Genomic DNA, 15,713 nt, shown 5'->3' with positions numbered 1-15,713 from the left:
GAAAAATTATGTCGATAAACACAGATCACCAGCGTCTTGAGCCTGGGAGTGAAGTGCGCCTGTTTGTCGTGGATGGCACTCAGTTTAACGGGCCGGAACTGTACTTTCACAGCCACACCATTCCGCATTCTGAAGATGAGCTGGAAGCCGCCGGTGATGACCCCGGCAAGCTGCTGGCAAAATCTATTTGGTGGCAGGGACAGGAATACAAGCCGTGGCCGGTGAAGATTGAAGGGCTGGAGGTGACCAGTGATGGCTCAGCTCCGAGCCCTACGCTGTCCGTCAGTAATATCGATGGGACGATCGCCTCCCTCTGCCTATATTTCCAGAATATGGCAAAGGCCAAGGTGACAATACGGAAAACGTACTCACATTACCTTGATGCCCGTAACTTCCCTGAAGGCAACCCGGAGGCCGACCCATCACAAGAAGACGTTGAGGTCTGGTACATCGATCACAAACTGAATGGCAATAACAAGGTCGTTGAGTTTGCGCTGTCTTCACCTGCGGACCTGGAGGGACTCATGATCCCCACGCGGCAAATTCACAGCCTTTGCACCTGGTGTATGCGCGGTCAGTATCGCGGCGCATCGTGCGGTTATACCGGTACCGCGTATTTTGACGCCGATGGCAACCCAACCGATGACCCATCTAAAGATGATTGCTCTGGCCTGCTGTCTACCGGCTGTGAGCCGCGATGGGGGAAGGGTAATCCGCTGCCGTTCGGTGGGTTCCCAGGGTCGGCTCTGCTGAAGAGGTAACCATGCGAAAGCACATTATCAGCGCCATCATGGCGCATGCTGAAGCTGAATATCCAAACGAGTGCTGCGGGCTGGTGGTACAGAACGGACGCAAGCAACGTTATGTTCCTTGCCGAAATCTGGCACCTGAGCCTACGGAACAATTCAGCCTGTCACCGGAGGACTACGCCGAGGCGGAAGATAGCGGCGATATTGTCGCTATTGTCCATAGCCACCCGGATGCAACGACGCAGCCAAGTCAGCTCGATCTTGCTCAGTGTGACTTGTCACAGTTGCCGTGGATTATCGCCAGCTGGCCGGAAGGTGATATCCGGGAGGTAATGCCCACCGAGGGCATCAAGCCGTTGCTTGGCCGCCCGTTTGTGCACGGGTTCTGGGACTGCTACGCCATTGTCAGAGATTGGTATCAGCTTGAGCGAGAAATCACTTTGCCGAATTACCCGCGCGAGGATGGTTGGTGGGATCGTGGTGAAAACCTCTATATGAAACTTTACGCCGAAGCTGGTTTTGAACTGGCATCAGGTGAGATGCAGATCGGCGACGTAATCATTATGCAAGTGAGAGCCGATGATCCAAACCATGCGGGGGTTTACCTGGGCGATGGCGTTATGGTCCATCACATGTATGGCCATATGAGCCAGCGCGTGCCCTATGGCGGTTACTGGTTGGCGCGAACGATAGTCACTCTGCGGTACAAGGGCTAATCTGCTATCATCTTGAATCCTACATAAGAAGGGATTTCAAAATGCGGAAAATCATTTTAGCCATTGTTGCCACAGCTATTTTATCCGGCTGTACATCAGTCGCTGAATCTCCTCGCTCTGCAGCTAGTGCCCCACCCGAGCAATTATTTAAATATCAGGACAGACAGGCCGGAAATGCAGAAATTGTTGTTGTTAGAGACGGCGGTACCTTCTCCAGCCCTTGTTTAGCCACGATTTTTTTAAACGGCGAGAAAATAGCCAAGTTGTCAGCTGGGCAAAAAGCCTCATTTTTTCTTAACGATGGGGAGTTAAACATAGGCGCGGCGCTTGAAGGTAATGGTTTATGTGGTATTGGAAAACCAATGCAAGAGCGTGAGGTGACATTAAAATCCGGTGCTGTTAAATATTATCGAGTGTTCTTCGATAATTCAGGTTACGCAGATATAAAACCCACATCCATTGATTGAGTGCAATTCCGATTACACAGAGGCCGCCATTTGGGCGGCTTTTTTTATGGTGATACTATGAATTTAATTGTTCAAGAACATAGAACGATACGGCTATATGGGGTGCTTGGTGCAACTTTTGGTCGCGTTCATCGTTTGGTAATTGATACTCCAAGAGAGGCAATAAAAGCCTTGTCCGTAACCGTTCCGGGTTTCGAAAGATTCTTGCAAACTGCGAAGAGTAGAGGATTAACATTTGCAGTATTTAATGGAAGGAGGAATATTGGTCTGGATGAAATTAAATTTACAGGTCGTGAAGATATCCGAATTGCACCAATAATTATCGGAAGTAAAAAGGCTGGAGTTTTCCAAACAATCTTAGGTGCTGTGATCGTAGCCGCCAGCGCAGTATATGGTTTTTATACTGGGGATTGGACTAATGCAGCTTATGGCTTCCAGGTTGGTGGTGCCATGATGCTTGGTGGTGTTGTCCAGATGCTTTCCCCTATGCAAAATGGATTAGCTCGAAGAGAAGATCCGGACAACAAACCCAGCTATGCATTCGGCGGGCCCGTAAATACCATTGCGCAGGGTAACCCTGTTCCGATTGGTTACGGAAAGCGCCGAGTCGGGGGCGCTATTATTTCTGCCGGTATCTATGCCGAAGATCAGCAGTAATTTTTAAAATGAAAAATGACCCGCTTCGGCGGGTTTTTTTATGCTTGGAGAAAATATGACGGCTATCACCGGTAGCAAGGGCGGCAGCAATAACACAACCACGCCAACGGAATCACCAGACTCCCTGCAATCCACTTCCTACGCCAAAATATTGCTGGCGCTGGGCGAGGGGGAGTGGGAAGGCGGCCTGGACGGCACAAACATTTTTCTTGACGGGACGCCTATTGTTGCCGCTGACGGTACGCAAAACTTCCCCGGCGTACGTTGGGAGTTTCGCCCGGGCACGCCCGATCAGGAATACATTCAGGGGATGCCCGATGTTGAGAATGAGATCACTGTAGGCACAGAGCTAACCAGCCAAACCCCATGGGTTCGCTCGTTGACGAATACCCAGCTATCGGCGTTCCGTCTGCGCTTCTCATGGCAGCAGTTGCAGCAACAACTGGATAACGGTGATGTAGTCGGCTACAGGATTGAATACGCGATCGACGTGGCGACGGATGGCGGCGCCTACCAAGAGATGCTGAATACCGCCATCGATGGCAAGACGACAACGAAATATGAACGCAGCCATCGCATTGATCTGCCCGCGGCCACAACTGGTTGGCAGGTGCGTGTACGGCGCTTGACACCTAACAGCACCAGTAACCGCATCGCCGATAAAATGGTGATTGAGTCTATTACTGAGCTGATTGATGTAAAGCTGAGGTATCCAGAAACCGCCTTATTGTTCGTGCAGTTCGACGCGAAGCAATTCCAGAATATCCCGGCAGTATCGTGCGAGCCAAAAATGGGGATCGTGCGTGTTCCCACAACCTACGACCCGATTACTCGCTCATATACCGGCGCATGGGACGGGTCGTTTAAATGGGCCTGGACAAATAACCCCGCCTGGGTGTTTTACGATCTGCTGGTCAATGACCGCTACAGCATCGGTGAACGCATCAAAGCTGAAAATCTGGTGATGACGAAATTCGACCTGTACGCCATTGCTCAGTATTGCGATCAGCTTGTGCCCGACGGTCGGGGCGGTGATGGTCAGGAGCCGCGATTCCTGTGTGATGCCTATATTCAGTCGCAGGAAGAAGCCTGGACGGTGCTGCGCGATTTCGCAAATATCTTTCGTGGCATGACCTATTGGGCGAAAAACAGCATGAACGCGCTGGCAGATATGCCCCGCGATCTGGATTACACCTATACCCGCGCCAACGTGAAAGACGGCGAATTTCGCGACTCCAGCGCCAGCGAAAAGACACACTACAGCATGGCAATGGTCAGTTGGGCTGACCCAGCGAACGGCTACCAGGATGCAGTAGCACCGGTCTTCGAAAACTCGCTGATCCGCCGATATAACATTAAGCAGGCCGAAATTACGGCGATTGGCTGCACCCGCGAGACGGAGGCGATCCGCCGTGGGCGGTGGCTGCTGCTGACGAATGACAAGGACCGGGTGATCAATTTTACCGTAGGGATGGACGGTAATATTCCTTTGCCTGGTTATATCATCGGTGTTGCAGATGAAGCGCTGGCTGGCCGGCCATTGGGTGGGCGTATCAGTGCCGTTTCTGGCCGTAATATCACTCTCGACCGAGAATCATCGGCTGCCGTGGGCGAAAGACTTATCGTTAACCTGCCATCGGGTAAGTCGCAGGCGAGAACTATACAGGCAGTAAATGGCCGTATCGTTGCGGTTACCACGGCATACAGCGAAGTTCCTGTGCCGGAGTGTGTGTGGGCCGTGGATGCATCAGACCTGGCTATTCAGTTATTCCGGGTAACCGGCGTAACCGAGAATGAAGACGGCGTGTCCTTTGACATAACGGCCATTGAGCATGACCCGAACAAATACGCCCGCATTGATACCGGCGCTCGCATCGAGGACCGCCCGATCACAATCATTCCTCCAGGTGTGCAGCCGCCACCGAAGAACGTGACAATCAACAGCTTCTCGACTATTAACCAAAACATAGCGGTAACCACACTGCGTGTGACCTGGGATCTGGCAGAAAGTGCGATTGCCTACGAGGCTGAGTGGCGTCGGGATAATGGCAACTGGATACCAGCCGCGAGAACGTCCACGCAAGGTTTCGAGGTGCCTGGTATTTATGCCGGTCGTTATCAGGCTCGTGTGCGTGCTGTTAATGCAGCGGAGATTTCCAGTATCTGGGCTAATGCACCGGAAACAGTGCTGAAGGGCAAGGAGGGCAAGCCTCCGGTGCCGGTGGGGTTCAAGGCTTCTCCGCTGCTATGGGGTATCCAGTTGGATTGGGGGTTCCCAGATAGCGCAGAAGATACGCTTAAAACCGAAATTCACTATGCAGACAATGCGGCAGGCAATAACGCGATGTTGCTGGCCGACATTCCGTACCCGTTGCACACTCACACCATGACCGGATTGAAGGCGGGCCAAGAGTTTTGGTTCCGTGCGCGCCTGCAGGACAGGACCGGGAATATCGGTGACTGGACAGGCTGGATTAAGGGGCAATCTAACGCGAACGCTGGCGACTATCTCGAGAGTATCGGTGATGGTTTCTTGACGGACAAAGACGGCGACCGGCTGACAGGTGACATTGACACAAATATTGAGGCCATACTGCAGAACGCGTTGGCCAATAACGCCACGGTAGAGCACCAGTGGGCGCAGTATGGGACGGTGCGTGCTGATATTCTCATTGTGAAGACCACGATTGCCGATGTTGATCGGGCGCTGGCAGAGATGTCTACACAGGTGCAGGCGCAGATTGACGACGTTACTGCCGTTCTGGAGGACAAGCTGACGGCCACAGTTGACGCCGACGGCGCAACAGCCATCCACACACTGAAAGCCGGCGTGCGGGTCAATGGCGTTTTCTATAATGCTGGCATGTCGATCGCTGTTCTGGCGGAAACAGGGAAACCAGTAATTACCCGCATTGGCTTCAATGCTAATCAGTTCGTGCTGATGAGCGGCAGCGGTGACAAGCAGTATTCACCCTTTGCTGTCATCAATGGCCAGGTGTTTATCAGCGATGCATTCATTCAAAACGCCTCGATCACGTCTGCGAAAATCGCAGATGCAGCCATTACTAACGCCAAAATCAGCGGGTTTATTCAGTCTGACAATTTCAGCTCTACCAATGGATGGCGCCTTGATAAAAGTGGCGCCGGTGCCGGTCAGATACAAATCAACGGCGGCGACGGCGGCGGACGCATGGAGATACGCGGCGATCAGATTAACGTTTACGACGCTGGAGGCAATCTGAGGGTGCGGATGGGGAGGCTATAACATGGCCTATGGGCTGGTAGTTAATGGTAAAGAGTTGGCAGCAGTGAATAGCCCTTCACTGTTAGCCAACGACAAAGAACCCTGGGCCGACGGTAATAGACAGAAGATATACACTCCCCCGGATTATGTTCCTGGGAACCCGGTTTTTATCGTCGGTCAGACTGGCTATATATTTGGTAGTGCGACCAACCCGCCATTTTACGGAGGGGTTACGGGGTGGCGAACGGATGGAAATAGAATTATTGTTAATTTTTCTCAACAAAATAACCAAGCGTTTTTTACCGAGTTCAGCATATATCAGGTTCAGACTCCGCAATCAGTTTCCGGGGCTTACGGAATTATGATTCAAAACTCAGTTGACTGGATGAGTATAAACAGCTCACAGCGGCTTGGTTTTGTTGCATGGAAAGGGGTAGTCACAATAAACGGGCAATGGACTTTACCGAGAGTTCAGAATGACAACACAAAAATTGTTTATGTTCGCTGTGATGACCCCGGGGTGTCTGTATATCACTCAGTTGAATATAACGAATTAACGGTATCGCGTGATAATGGGAGTGGTGAACCTTTCCGAACGTCTGCCAGAGTGCAAGTAGTTATTATGAATAGTGGATATTATCCTCCAACCCCAAGTGGCTACGGCATGGTGATTAAGAACGCGGCTGGGAATAATACATTTACGAGTGATTGTGAGCCGTTGCTCTGGGATGGTCGCTCAGTGAATGTGGGGGCTAACCCGGACGATTTAGTCAATACGGGAATTCCTAGGCCCATGATCCCCCTTGCCGTAAATGCGTTTATGCGTGGCAACTCAGAAATGAGTGGAGGTTATTATAACTATTACAGTTGTGGCTATAGATTTAACGGTTCGTCGGTTCAATTCTGGCGTGCTGATTCCGGAGCTAAAATACAAACGAAATGGAATGTATCAACGCGATGGTATTCGTCCCAAATGCCGCTAATGGTTATTAACGCTGACCACTACTTCTAACAACCGGCCATTGAGCCGGTTTTTTAATGCCAAAATTCAGGAGAGCATTATGCCAGCAGGCACTCTAACCCTAACGAACAACTCTGCCGTAGTGAAGGGCGCAGGAACGGCATTCAATACCGAGCTGAAAGCCGGTGATTTCATTGTAAGCGCTGTCGGCGGCGTAACCTATACACTGCCGGTGAAGACTGTTGATAGCGCCACGCAGGTCACTCTGATTAAAGCTTATGACGGACCGACGCAGGCCGGGGCCGCCTGGTATGCCGTACCGCGCGACGCGATGAACCTTATCACCGCCCAACTGGCAGCGGAGACAGCCAAAGCGTTGCGCGGTCTAAACCTCGACAAAGATAACTGGCAGCAACTATTCAGCGGAACTGGGGATATTACGGTTAAATTACCTGACGGCAGTACGTTTACCGGCCCGGCCTGGAAGGCATTAACAGAATCACTGAAATCTAAGGCAGATAATTCAGCTTTAGAGAAAAAAGCGGATAAAGTTAATGGCGTAGTGCCCATTAACCAGGGCGGCACAGGTAGTAGTACAGCGCGAAATTTATTCACGACGAGTATTAACTCTGGCCAGAACTGGCAATACCCCGGCGTTACGACATTCGATAATAACCTTTGGGGTTCGCCTGATAATTGGGGTTTTGTATTCACTATGTCTAATGGTGATACATCTGGAAATGGCGCCAGCGGACGTTGGTATGCGCATTTGCAGATCACCACAACGGGACTCGCAAGGATTGCGTTAAACATCAACAATAATTTCGTTGGTGCATATGATTTGTGGTCAACAAGAAATACAACGGTTGATGGAAACGGATTTCTAAAAAAGGCATCGCCAATCGTTAAATTATTCGGTGACGGAACCTGTGAACTCAACGAAGAAAGTCAAGGAGTTTCCACTGAACGAGTGAGCGAGGGTATTTACCGTGTATCCGGCACGTTAGGATTTAATTCTGATGCGCAGTGGGGCGGTTCTGATGGTGGTATTGAAGTACCGCTCGACCGCAACAAGCAGCCGCTAATCTGGGTGGATTACGAGGTAGAGCCAACCGGTGATCTGCTGATCAAAACTTACCACCGTACGTACCCGACTGCGCCGGAATTCGCCCGCAATGAAGTGTTGGGATATGAAGAAGGGATGCCGATCGATATTCCAAAGGGGCGCTGGGTTGATCTGCGTGTAGAAATGCCAACCAATATGGAGAAATAGAAAACATGACATTAATTAGCGGTGTATTAAAGGGACCTTACGGTGATTCTCGCTCCGGCGTAACCATTACGATGCGCTCAATGAAAACATCGTCAACGGTACTGAATCTGGCAAAGTCGCAGTCTGTCACCGACGATACTGGCCTGTATTCGCTTAATGTTGAGCCTGGTGCGTATGAAGTAATTATTTCTGTCTATGGTGCTCAGCCTGAACTGGTAGGCACAATAGAAGTTTATGCGGACTCGCTGCCAGGCTCACTTAATGACTTCCTGCGTCGTCCTGGTGAAAGCGACATCACGCCAGAAATAGTTCAAACCGTCGATGCCATGAGAGCTGACGCAGCAAAATCCGCTGCTGCGGCAAAGGTCAGTGAACAAAACTCTGCTGATAATGTTAAGCCCGTCGTATCTGCTGGTTTTGGTTCTGGACCAATTCATACGAGTGATGCCTTTTCGAAAGACAATAAGTCGTCGATACAGCGATACACGGTAGCGACGGCTAATAGGCCCGGTAACATCTCTGGCGCGGTTATGTCGATGCCGGTCGATGGTGGCCCAAGTTGCGCATACCTTGCCATAGCCGTCGGGCGTCAATCCTGGGTTGGTTCATCCACCACCGTATCACCCGGCGTAGTTACCTGGACAAGGTTGTTTAGTGATTTAGATAAGCCAACGGTCGAAGATATCCCTAACCTAAAAGACTGGGGGCTGACAAAAGCTGTAACGGCAGCCAATCGAGGTGATTTTGGCAGACAGATGAAAAGCCGCCGGGGGTATGTGGCGACAGACCCACTAGGGAATCCATTTAAAGACACCGGAACTTATTTTCTCGATACGCGTTCGTGGGCGGTTACGCAAGCCGAAACCGACGAGAGTTATCGCACAGTGCAAACCTGCTTTGGCTACGGGGCCAATGGCAACCAGCTTGGAAAAATAGCAGTCCGTGGTTGGACTGGTTCAGCTTTTACGCCTTGGCTGTGGATGTGGTCTGAGGCTAACACGACGGTAGACAGTAACGGCTTCATCAAGAAAGCATCGCCTATTGCCAGGTTATCTGGCTCACCTGAAAAAATGGCGGATGATTACCTGGACGGATTTACCTTGGCAGGTAGCGTGGCCGTGAACGGTGAGGCTGAAGGTGTAACTGCTGAGCGGGTGTCTGTCGGGGTCTACAAAGTGACCGGTTCGTTAGGCTTTGCCGAGGAAGGCTGGAACATCGAAGTGCCCCAGGACGTTAACGGTAACCGCCTGTGCTTTGTGGAAACCAGCACTGGCAAGGACGGCACAATCTATGTGAAAGTCAGCAAGCGACGCTTTGACATTGATACAGCCGCGATTGTGGCCGGTGCTCCAATGGATATCCCGGAGGGGCGCTGGATTGACCTACGGCTTGAGATGCCGGTGCGCGAGGTAGTTGAAGATCCGTTGCCAGTAAAACCAGGGGGTGAAGCGTAATCTTTAAGATGCCGGGATACCCCGGCTCTTAAGTCATGGCTGAAACCAGTCATCCGCACTTTCCCACGTTTCCTGCAGTATCTCCTCGATCGTCTCTCTATCCGCAGTGGTGCCGTTGCGCACAGAAAGCCCGTCCATACCGGCCATGCGAACGGTGGCCTCGATATCCGAAAATTTACGCTGCAGCCGTTTGTTTAATTCAATGGCCAGCGCAGATGCCGCACCAGCCGGTAACTGCTTTTTCTTGTCGATAGTCACTTCAACGTAAAGCATGATCCCCCCTCATTCCACCATTCGCAGGGCGTTATTCTCGATGCCGGCTTCGATGTAATCGACGCGCTTTTGCAGCTCGCGGATCAGTGCCTTGGCAACGTCCAGGCGGATCATCACCTCCTGGTCAGGAAAGACGGTAGATTTGTCAGCGCACACATAGGACATCGTATCCACGAAGGATGAGTGCAGCAAAACAAAGCCGCCAAAGGTGCTGTGGTCCGTCTGGAAGTCGGTTAGCTGTCGCATGCCGATGATTTCGTCTTGGGGTTTCATATCTTAAGCTCGGATGGTGTTTGCTGGTTGTTTGTACAGTGAAATCATTTTTCGGTCAACTTCGATTTCTGCAACTGGTCGAATTTTTCATGCAGCGACTTCGGGTAGAGCTCGGTGTATACCTGCCACAAAATATTAAGGTTGCGGTGGCCGGTTACCTGCGCCACTTCCTCTATGCTAAATCCCGCCTCAAACAGCCGGCTGGCTGCCTCTCTGCGCATATCGTGATAGCGCAAGTCTTGTATGCCTAACTGATCCCGTACTCGCTGGAATCCAGAACTGACGGACTTCGAGTTATATGGAAACACCAGATCGCCGGTTTTAGGTTGGCGTTGCACAATCCCCCAGGCATCACCGAGCAAAGGTACCATCATATGGTTGCCGACTTTTTTTCTTGGATCCTTTCTATCCCGAACCATCACCGCTTTTTGCTTTTCGTCTATGTCCTCCCATCGAATGCGGCACACCTCGCCTATTCTCATGCATGAAAGGATGGAGAAATTCAGCAAATCCACGTAGGGGATGATTGCCTGCCGCTTGGCTGCCCGTTCGCGAAGCCCCTCCAGCAACCGCTCTATTTCGCTACTGGCAGGCCTTCGGTTTCTTCGTTGCGACTTACCAATGAGACCCATGTTTAACGCCAGTGGTCTAGCTTCAAGTGCGGGGTTGCGGGTGTAGTCTATGCCGTAGATAGGCTTTGCGCTGGATAGCACGGATGATAGGTAACTTAAATCATGGGCCACCGTCGCCGGGCCTGCCCCTGCGGCAGCTCGATCACGGCAATGGTCTATGATGTGGTGATCCTGCAGGTCTCCCAGCTTTATAGAAGCTATGTCACAATCCACAAGCATATTGAGGACGTAGGTTTTTGTCCTGCCCGCTTTGCCCCCCAGGGCAGGATCGTTGATATATTTAGCGAGCAGACCACCAACCGTTATGTCGTTTGACTGTCCAGCACCTGGCACCCCATCGGTTTCTATTTGGGTCACCCGGTTGGCACCCCACGTTTTAGCAAGCTGGTGACGACCAAATGTTTTACTTTCTCGATAGATGTATTTACCGCCTTGCTTGACGCCAACTGTGCAGCGGTAGCGCGTTGTGCCATCGGCGCGCTGTCGTTTTTCTATGCTATAGTATGCCATCTCGATCCCTTTGTCGGTTTCCGGGTCACCAAGGAAATGGGGTGCTCCATGGGGTGCTGACAAAGAGAAAATATACTATTTGGTTACTGTATGCACCTAAATAAACCCAAACAAGAAGCAGGCTCGGCGGGCGTCACACCTGATTATAAGCGAAATCACCCGCTTTGCCGCTTCTCCATCGCGCCGATGCTCGACTGGACCGATCGTCATTGCCGTTACTTTCACCGCCTGTTGACCAAGGAAACGCTGCTGTACACCGAGATGGTGACTACCGGGGCGATTATTCACGGTAAGGGTGACTACCTGGCTTACAGCGAAGAGGAACACCCGGTAGCGCTACAATTAGGCGGTAGCGATCCGGCTGCGTTAGCGCACTGTGCCAAACTGGCTGAGCAGCGCGGTTATGACGAAATTAACCTCAATGTCGGTTGCCCATCCGATCGGGTACAGAATGGCATGTTCGGTGCCTGTCTGATGGGGCAGGCAACGCTGGTTGCCGATTGCATCAAAGCGATGCGCGACGTGGTGTCGATTCCTGTGACGGTGAAAACCCGTATTGGCATTGACGATCAGGACAGCTATGCGTTTTTGTGTGATTTTATCGGCACCGTTGCCGGGCGCGGCGAGTGCGACATGTTCACGATACATGCGCGCAAAGCCTGGCTGTCAGGCCTGAGCCCGAAAGAGAACCGCGAAGTGCCACCGTTGGACTATCCACGTGTGTATCAGTTAAAACGTGATTTCCCCACGCTGACCCTGGCCATCAACGGTGGGGTGAAAACGTTGGAAGAAGCAAAACAACACCTGCTGCATTTGGATGGCGTAATGATGGGGCGCGAAGCCTATCAGAACCCGGGCATTCTGGCGCGCGTTGACAGTGAACTGTTTGGCCGTAAGACCGACGTTATGGACAGCATAGCGATTATCGAGTCGCTGTATCCGTACATCGAGCGCGAGCTAGCAAATGGTACCTATTTGGGCCACATCACCCGCCATATCCTTGGTTTGTTCCAAGGGGTCCCAGGTGCACGTCAGTGGCGCCGCCACCTGAGTGAAAATGCGCATAAGCCGGGGGCCGATGCGCGTGTGGTTGAACAGGCGCTGAATTTAGTGCGCCTGCCGCGCACCGAGATAGCGGAAACGGTATAAAAATCTGACTAAAAATTAGTGTTTTTGACCAGGCATGTTGCACGCTGCGACATGCCTTTTTTTTAATTTCAATCACTTAGTTTTCTCACGTTTCTGGCATGCTTTTTGTAATACCTCAGCAGATACCTCGTTTTGCGAAGGAGCAAAATCATGTTGGAACTCTTCTTTCTTATCGGTTTTGTCGTCATGTTGATGGTGACCGGGATTTCGTTGTTGGGCGTGTTCGCCGCGTTGCTGGTTGCTGCGGCGTTTATGTTGATTGGTGGCCTGTTTGCGATGGTGATTAAACTGTTACCGTGGCTGATTTTGGCTGTTGTGGGCGTGTGGATATACCGTTCGATGCAGAAACCACAAATCCGGCGTTACTGACTTTTTGTCGAATAATCAGTCGGTCACGCTGAAATATACGCAACAGACCTGCTCTGAATGTGGCAGCGGTCACAGGTTGGTGCTTTAAATGCTAACGCGCCGCATTAGCCATGTTTTTTGCGTTTCCGGGCTGTTAGGATGTTTGTCGATGCAGCGATGCGACCTATTTCATCACCGCAAGAGGCAGTAATACCAAATATGCGTGTTGCTCAAGCAACCCCTGTCTCTGGCGGACTCTGCTCTACCCCTACAAACGCAGTAATAGAAAGGGCTCCTTACGGAGCCCTTTCTATTGGTCATAACGGCACATTGGACGATCTCAGCGCCCGGGAATCAGCAGGCTTGAACCGCTGGTGCTGCGGCTTTCCAACACCTGATGCGCGCGCTGTGCGTCGGCCAACGCAAACTTCTGCTCTTCCTTCACGTCGACCTTGATGGCTCCGCTGCCGATCAGTGAAAACAGTTCATTACTGGCAAACTGCAGTTCAGCACGGTTGGTAATGTAGCCGTTTAGGGAAGGGCGGGTGACATACAGCGAGCCTTTTTGGTTCAGCAGCGCCAAATCGACACCGGTGACCGGGCCGGAGGCATTGCCGAAGCTGACCATCAACCCGCGTCGCTTCAGACTATTGAGCGAGGTCTGCCAGGTACTTTGCCCAACGGAGTCATACACCACGTCGACTTTTTCGCCCTGTGTCAGCTCAGCCACGCGCGCGGCGATGTCTTCCTTATGGTAATTGATGGTTGCCCAAGCGCCGGCGTGTTTCGCCAACTCTGCTTTTTCATCGGAGCCTACGCTGCCAATCAATTTTGCCCCAAGCGCTTTGGCCCATTGGCAGGCAATCAGCCCAACACCGCCAGCGGCGGCATGGAACAGGAATATTTCCCCTGGCTGAACTTCATGAGTTTGACGCAAGAGATAGTGTACCGTCAGCCCTTTAAGGAAAGCGGCTGCGCCCTGCTCAAAGCTCAAGTTGTGCGGCAATATCGCCACTTTTTCAGCCGCAACGTTGTGGACTTCGCTGTAGGCACCGAGTGACGACTGGGCGTAAACCACCCGGTCGCCGGGCTTCAGTGCCGTGACACCCGCACCGACCTTAGTGACGACGCCGGCGGCTTCGGTGCCCAATCCGCTGGGCAGGGTGGCTGGCGGGTACAACCCGCTGCGCACGTAAGTGTCGATATAGTTGATGCCGATCGCTTTGTTCTCGATCTGCACCTCGCCGGCAGTTGGATCTACGGGTGTAAAATCAACGTATTGCAACACTTCCGGGCCGCCGGTGGCGGAGAATTGAATGCGCTTTGCCATTTCATTACCTCGTGTGGGTGTCTAATTTCACCCTACGCGTTTTAGTATCGGTGATCCAGTTTGCCCTTGCGCAGATTGATACCTTTTTTGCATCGGTTATGCCGCAGGAATCACAGATAAAAATCACGTATACTCTCGCGTCAGGATTCTCCATTCGCAACCGGATAAAGAATACGCTTCATGGCAGGAAAAAAACCAACCAACAAAACAAACGCGGACGAGGCCAGAGATCGTCCACGAGATCGCCAGATGGAAGGGCTGAAGATGCCGCCACATTCGCTGGAGGCGGAACAGTCCGTGTTGGGCGGTTTGATGCTGGATAACGAACGCTGGGACAACGTGGCAGAACGTGTTGTTGCCAACGACTTCTTCAGTCGCCCGCACCGTCTGATCTTTACCGAGATGCAGCGCCTGCTGGAAATGAGCCGGCCGATCGATTTGATCACGCTGTCCGAATCGCTGGAACAGCGGGGTGAGCTGGATTCTGTCGGTGGCTTCGCCTATTTGGCCGAGTTATCGAAAAATACCCCGAGTGCTGCCAACATTGGCGCTTATGCCGATATCGTACGTGAACGTGCGGTAGTGCGTGAGATGATCTCGGTGGCGAATGAGATCGCCGACGCCGGTTATGATCCGCAAGGGCGCAGCAGTGAAGACCTGCTCGATCTAGCTGAATCACGCGTATTCCAAATTGCGGAAAACCGTGCCAGCAAAGATGAAGGCCCGAAAGGTATCGAACGCATCCTGGAGGATACCGTTGCGCGCATCGAGCAGTTGTATCAGCAGCCGCATGATGGCGTTACCGGTGTGGACACCGGCTATCAGGATCTCAACAAGAAAACCGCCGGTTTGCAAAAGTCGGATCTGATCATCGTTGCCGCCCGTCCTTCGATGGGTAAAACCACTTTCGCCATGAACTTGTGCGAACACGCTGCGATGACGCAGGAAAAACCGGTGCTGATCTTCAGTCTCGAGATGCCAGGCAACCAGATCATGATGCGTATGCTGGCGTCACTGTCACGCGTTGATCAAACGCGTATCCGTACCGGTCAGCTTGATGACGAGGATTGGGCGCGTATTTCCAGCACTATGGGTATCCTGCTGGAGAAACGCAATATGTACATTGATGACTCCTCCGGTTTAACGCCAACCGAAGTGCGTTCGCGCGCGCGCCGTATTTTCCGTGAGCATGACGGCCTTAGCCTGATCATGATCGACTACCTTCAGCTGATGCGCGTGCCGGCCCTGTCCGATAACCGTACGCTGGAGATCGCCGAAATTTCCCGCTCGTTGAAGGCATTGGCGAAAGAGCTGCAAGTACCGGTGGTGGCGCTGTCGCAGCTGAACCGAAGCCTGGAGCAGCGTGCCGACAAGCGTCCGGTCAACTCAGACCTGCGTGAGTCTGGTTCCATCGAGCAGGATGCCGACCTGATTATGTTCATCTACCGTGATGAGGTTTATCACGAGAACAGCGATCTGAAAGGGATTGCTGAAATTATTCTGGGTAAGCAGCGTAACGGCCCTATCGGTACCGTGCGCCTTACCTTTAACGGCCAGTGGTCGCGTTTCGATAACTACGCGGGGCCACAATATGATGACAAATAATCAGCTAAGGAACTGAAATGAAAGCGGCAACCGCTGTAATCGACCGCCGCGCTCTGCGACATAATCTGCAAC

15 protein-coding genes are annotated in these 15,713 nt (G+C 52.1%); 11 read left to right on the top strand and 4 right to left on the bottom strand.

Annotation, left to right across the window (positions count from 1 at the left end):
- Positions 1–8: 8 nt before the first annotated feature.
- From AC2FCQ_RS21240 to AC2FCQ_RS21205, 8 genes are read left to right on the top strand one after another with little or no spacing between them, the layout of a single operon-like run.
- Complete coding sequence (locus AC2FCQ_RS21240) at positions 9–761, top strand: phage minor tail protein L (RefSeq protein WP_455871886.1); 753 nt, start codon at positions 9–11, stop codon at positions 759–761.
- Between the two features lie 2 nt (positions 762–763).
- The gene (locus AC2FCQ_RS21235) at positions 764–1,465 is read left to right on the top strand and encodes a C40 family peptidase (RefSeq protein WP_490307812.1); all 702 of its coding nucleotides are present in this window, start codon (positions 764–766) and stop codon (positions 1,463–1,465) included.
- A 41-nt stretch (positions 1,466–1,506) separates the two neighbouring features.
- The gene (locus AC2FCQ_RS21230; protein WP_490307813.1) at positions 1,507–1,932 is read left to right on the top strand and encodes a lipoprotein; all 426 of its coding nucleotides are present in this window, start codon (positions 1,507–1,509) and stop codon (positions 1,930–1,932) included.
- 57 nt (positions 1,933–1,989) lie between these two features.
- The gene (locus AC2FCQ_RS21225) at positions 1,990–2,589 is read left to right on the top strand and encodes a tail assembly protein (protein ID WP_490307815.1); all 600 of its coding nucleotides are present in this window, start codon (positions 1,990–1,992) and stop codon (positions 2,587–2,589) included.
- A 55-nt stretch (positions 2,590–2,644) separates the two neighbouring features.
- Entirely contained in the window at positions 2,645–5,854 is a 3,210-nt protein-coding gene (locus AC2FCQ_RS21220; RefSeq protein ID WP_490307816.1) for a TipJ family phage tail tip protein, read from the top strand.
- Position 5,855: 1 nt separating this feature from the next.
- A complete protein-coding gene (locus AC2FCQ_RS21215) occupies positions 5,856–6,845 on the top strand; it encodes a DUF6453 family protein (RefSeq protein WP_314587416.1) in 990 nt (329 codons plus the stop codon).
- 49 nt (positions 6,846–6,894) lie between these two features.
- A complete protein-coding gene (locus tag AC2FCQ_RS21210) occupies positions 6,895–8,067 on the top strand; it encodes a phage tail fiber protein (protein WP_490307818.1) in 1,173 nt (390 codons plus the stop codon).
- Positions 8,068–8,072: 5 nt separating this feature from the next.
- Positions 8,073–9,521 carry a phage tail fiber protein gene (locus tag AC2FCQ_RS21205; protein ID WP_490307819.1) on the top strand — a complete coding sequence of 483 codons (1,449 nt, stop codon included), beginning with the start codon at positions 8,073–8,075 and terminating at the stop codon, positions 9,519–9,521.
- Positions 9,522–9,554: 33 nt separating this feature from the next.
- Here the strand turns inward: AC2FCQ_RS21205 and AC2FCQ_RS21200 are convergent, their stop codons facing one another.
- Genes AC2FCQ_RS21200 through AC2FCQ_RS21190 form a run of 3 tightly spaced genes read right to left on the bottom strand, consistent with a single transcriptional unit; the run spans position 9,555 to position 11,209 of the window.
- Positions 9,555–9,794: a DinI-like family protein gene (locus tag AC2FCQ_RS21200; RefSeq protein ID WP_490307820.1), complete on the bottom strand. Its 240-nt coding sequence runs from the start codon at positions 9,792–9,794 to the stop codon at positions 9,555–9,557.
- Between the two features lie 9 nt (positions 9,795–9,803).
- Entirely contained in the window at positions 9,804–10,067 is a 264-nt protein-coding gene (locus tag AC2FCQ_RS21195) for a hypothetical protein (protein WP_490307821.1), read from the bottom strand.
- Between the two features lie 44 nt (positions 10,068–10,111).
- On the bottom strand, positions 10,112–11,209 hold the full coding sequence (locus AC2FCQ_RS21190; RefSeq protein ID WP_490307822.1) for a tyrosine-type recombinase/integrase: 1,098 nt from the start codon (positions 11,207–11,209) through the stop codon (positions 10,112–10,114).
- A gap of 90 nt (positions 11,210–11,299) precedes the next feature.
- Between AC2FCQ_RS21190 and dusA the strand changes: the two genes are divergently transcribed.
- Together dusA and pspG are read left to right on the top strand one after the other, a co-directional pair.
- Entirely contained in the window at positions 11,300–12,358 is a 1,059-nt protein-coding gene (gene dusA, locus AC2FCQ_RS21185) for a tRNA dihydrouridine(20/20a) synthase DusA (protein WP_490307823.1), read from the top strand.
- 150 nt (positions 12,359–12,508) lie between these two features.
- Positions 12,509–12,727, top strand: a complete 219-nt coding sequence (pspG, locus tag AC2FCQ_RS21180; protein WP_037416133.1) for an envelope stress response protein PspG — start codon at positions 12,509–12,511, stop codon at positions 12,725–12,727.
- Between the two features lie 319 nt (positions 12,728–13,046).
- On the opposite strand, the gene AC2FCQ_RS21175 is transcribed toward pspG, so the two are convergent.
- Positions 13,047–14,036: a quinone oxidoreductase gene (locus AC2FCQ_RS21175; RefSeq protein ID WP_490307824.1), complete on the bottom strand. Its 990-nt coding sequence runs from the start codon at positions 14,034–14,036 to the stop codon at positions 13,047–13,049.
- Between the two features lie 180 nt (positions 14,037–14,216).
- Between AC2FCQ_RS21175 and dnaB the strand changes: the two genes are divergently transcribed.
- Positions 14,217–15,641: a replicative DNA helicase gene (gene dnaB, locus AC2FCQ_RS21170; protein WP_490658453.1), complete on the top strand. Its 1,425-nt coding sequence runs from the start codon at positions 14,217–14,219 to the stop codon at positions 15,639–15,641.
- Positions 15,642–15,713: the final 72 nt, after the last annotated feature.

The organism is Serratia sp. CoH_134_PS_4 (assembly GCF_058190535.1).
The sequence above is the reverse complement of the archived record's forward strand: the minus strand, read 5'-3'. Positions and strand labels throughout refer to the sequence as shown.

What these genes read in the sequence shown, in the direction of transcription:
- AC2FCQ_RS21240 (WP_455871886.1), top strand. Translation starts at nt 9, where the DNA reads ATGTCGATAAACACAGATCACCAGCGTCTTGAGCCTGGGAGTGAAGTG.
- AC2FCQ_RS21235 (WP_490307812.1), top strand. Translation starts at nt 764, where the DNA reads ATGCGAAAGCACATTATCAGCGCCATCATGGCGCATGCTGAAGCTGAA.
- AC2FCQ_RS21230 (WP_490307813.1), top strand. Translation starts at nt 1,507, where the DNA reads ATGCGGAAAATCATTTTAGCCATTGTTGCCACAGCTATTTTATCCGGC.
- AC2FCQ_RS21225 (WP_490307815.1), top strand. Translation starts at nt 1,990, where the DNA reads ATGAATTTAATTGTTCAAGAACATAGAACGATACGGCTATATGGGGTG.
- AC2FCQ_RS21220 (WP_490307816.1), top strand. Translation starts at nt 2,645, where the DNA reads ATGACGGCTATCACCGGTAGCAAGGGCGGCAGCAATAACACAACCACG.
- AC2FCQ_RS21215 (WP_314587416.1), top strand. Translation starts at nt 5,856, where the DNA reads ATGGCCTATGGGCTGGTAGTTAATGGTAAAGAGTTGGCAGCAGTGAAT.
- AC2FCQ_RS21210 (WP_490307818.1), top strand. Translation starts at nt 6,895, where the DNA reads ATGCCAGCAGGCACTCTAACCCTAACGAACAACTCTGCCGTAGTGAAG.
- AC2FCQ_RS21205 (WP_490307819.1), top strand. Translation starts at nt 8,073, where the DNA reads ATGACATTAATTAGCGGTGTATTAAAGGGACCTTACGGTGATTCTCGC.
- AC2FCQ_RS21200 (WP_490307820.1), bottom strand. Translation starts at nt 9,794, where the DNA reads ATGCTTTACGTTGAAGTGACTATCGACAAGAAAAAGCAGTTACCGGCT.
- AC2FCQ_RS21195 (WP_490307821.1), bottom strand. Translation starts at nt 10,067, where the DNA reads ATGAAACCCCAAGACGAAATCATCGGCATGCGACAGCTAACCGACTTC.
- AC2FCQ_RS21190 (WP_490307822.1), bottom strand. Translation starts at nt 11,209, where the DNA reads ATGGCATACTATAGCATAGAAAAACGACAGCGCGCCGATGGCACAACG.
- dusA (WP_490307823.1), top strand. Translation starts at nt 11,300, where the DNA reads ATGCACCTAAATAAACCCAAACAAGAAGCAGGCTCGGCGGGCGTCACA.
- pspG (WP_037416133.1), top strand. Translation starts at nt 12,509, where the DNA reads ATGTTGGAACTCTTCTTTCTTATCGGTTTTGTCGTCATGTTGATGGTG.
- AC2FCQ_RS21175 (WP_490307824.1), bottom strand. Translation starts at nt 14,036, where the DNA reads ATGGCAAAGCGCATTCAATTCTCCGCCACCGGCGGCCCGGAAGTGTTG.
- dnaB (WP_490658453.1), top strand. Translation starts at nt 14,217, where the DNA reads ATGGCAGGAAAAAAACCAACCAACAAAACAAACGCGGACGAGGCCAGA.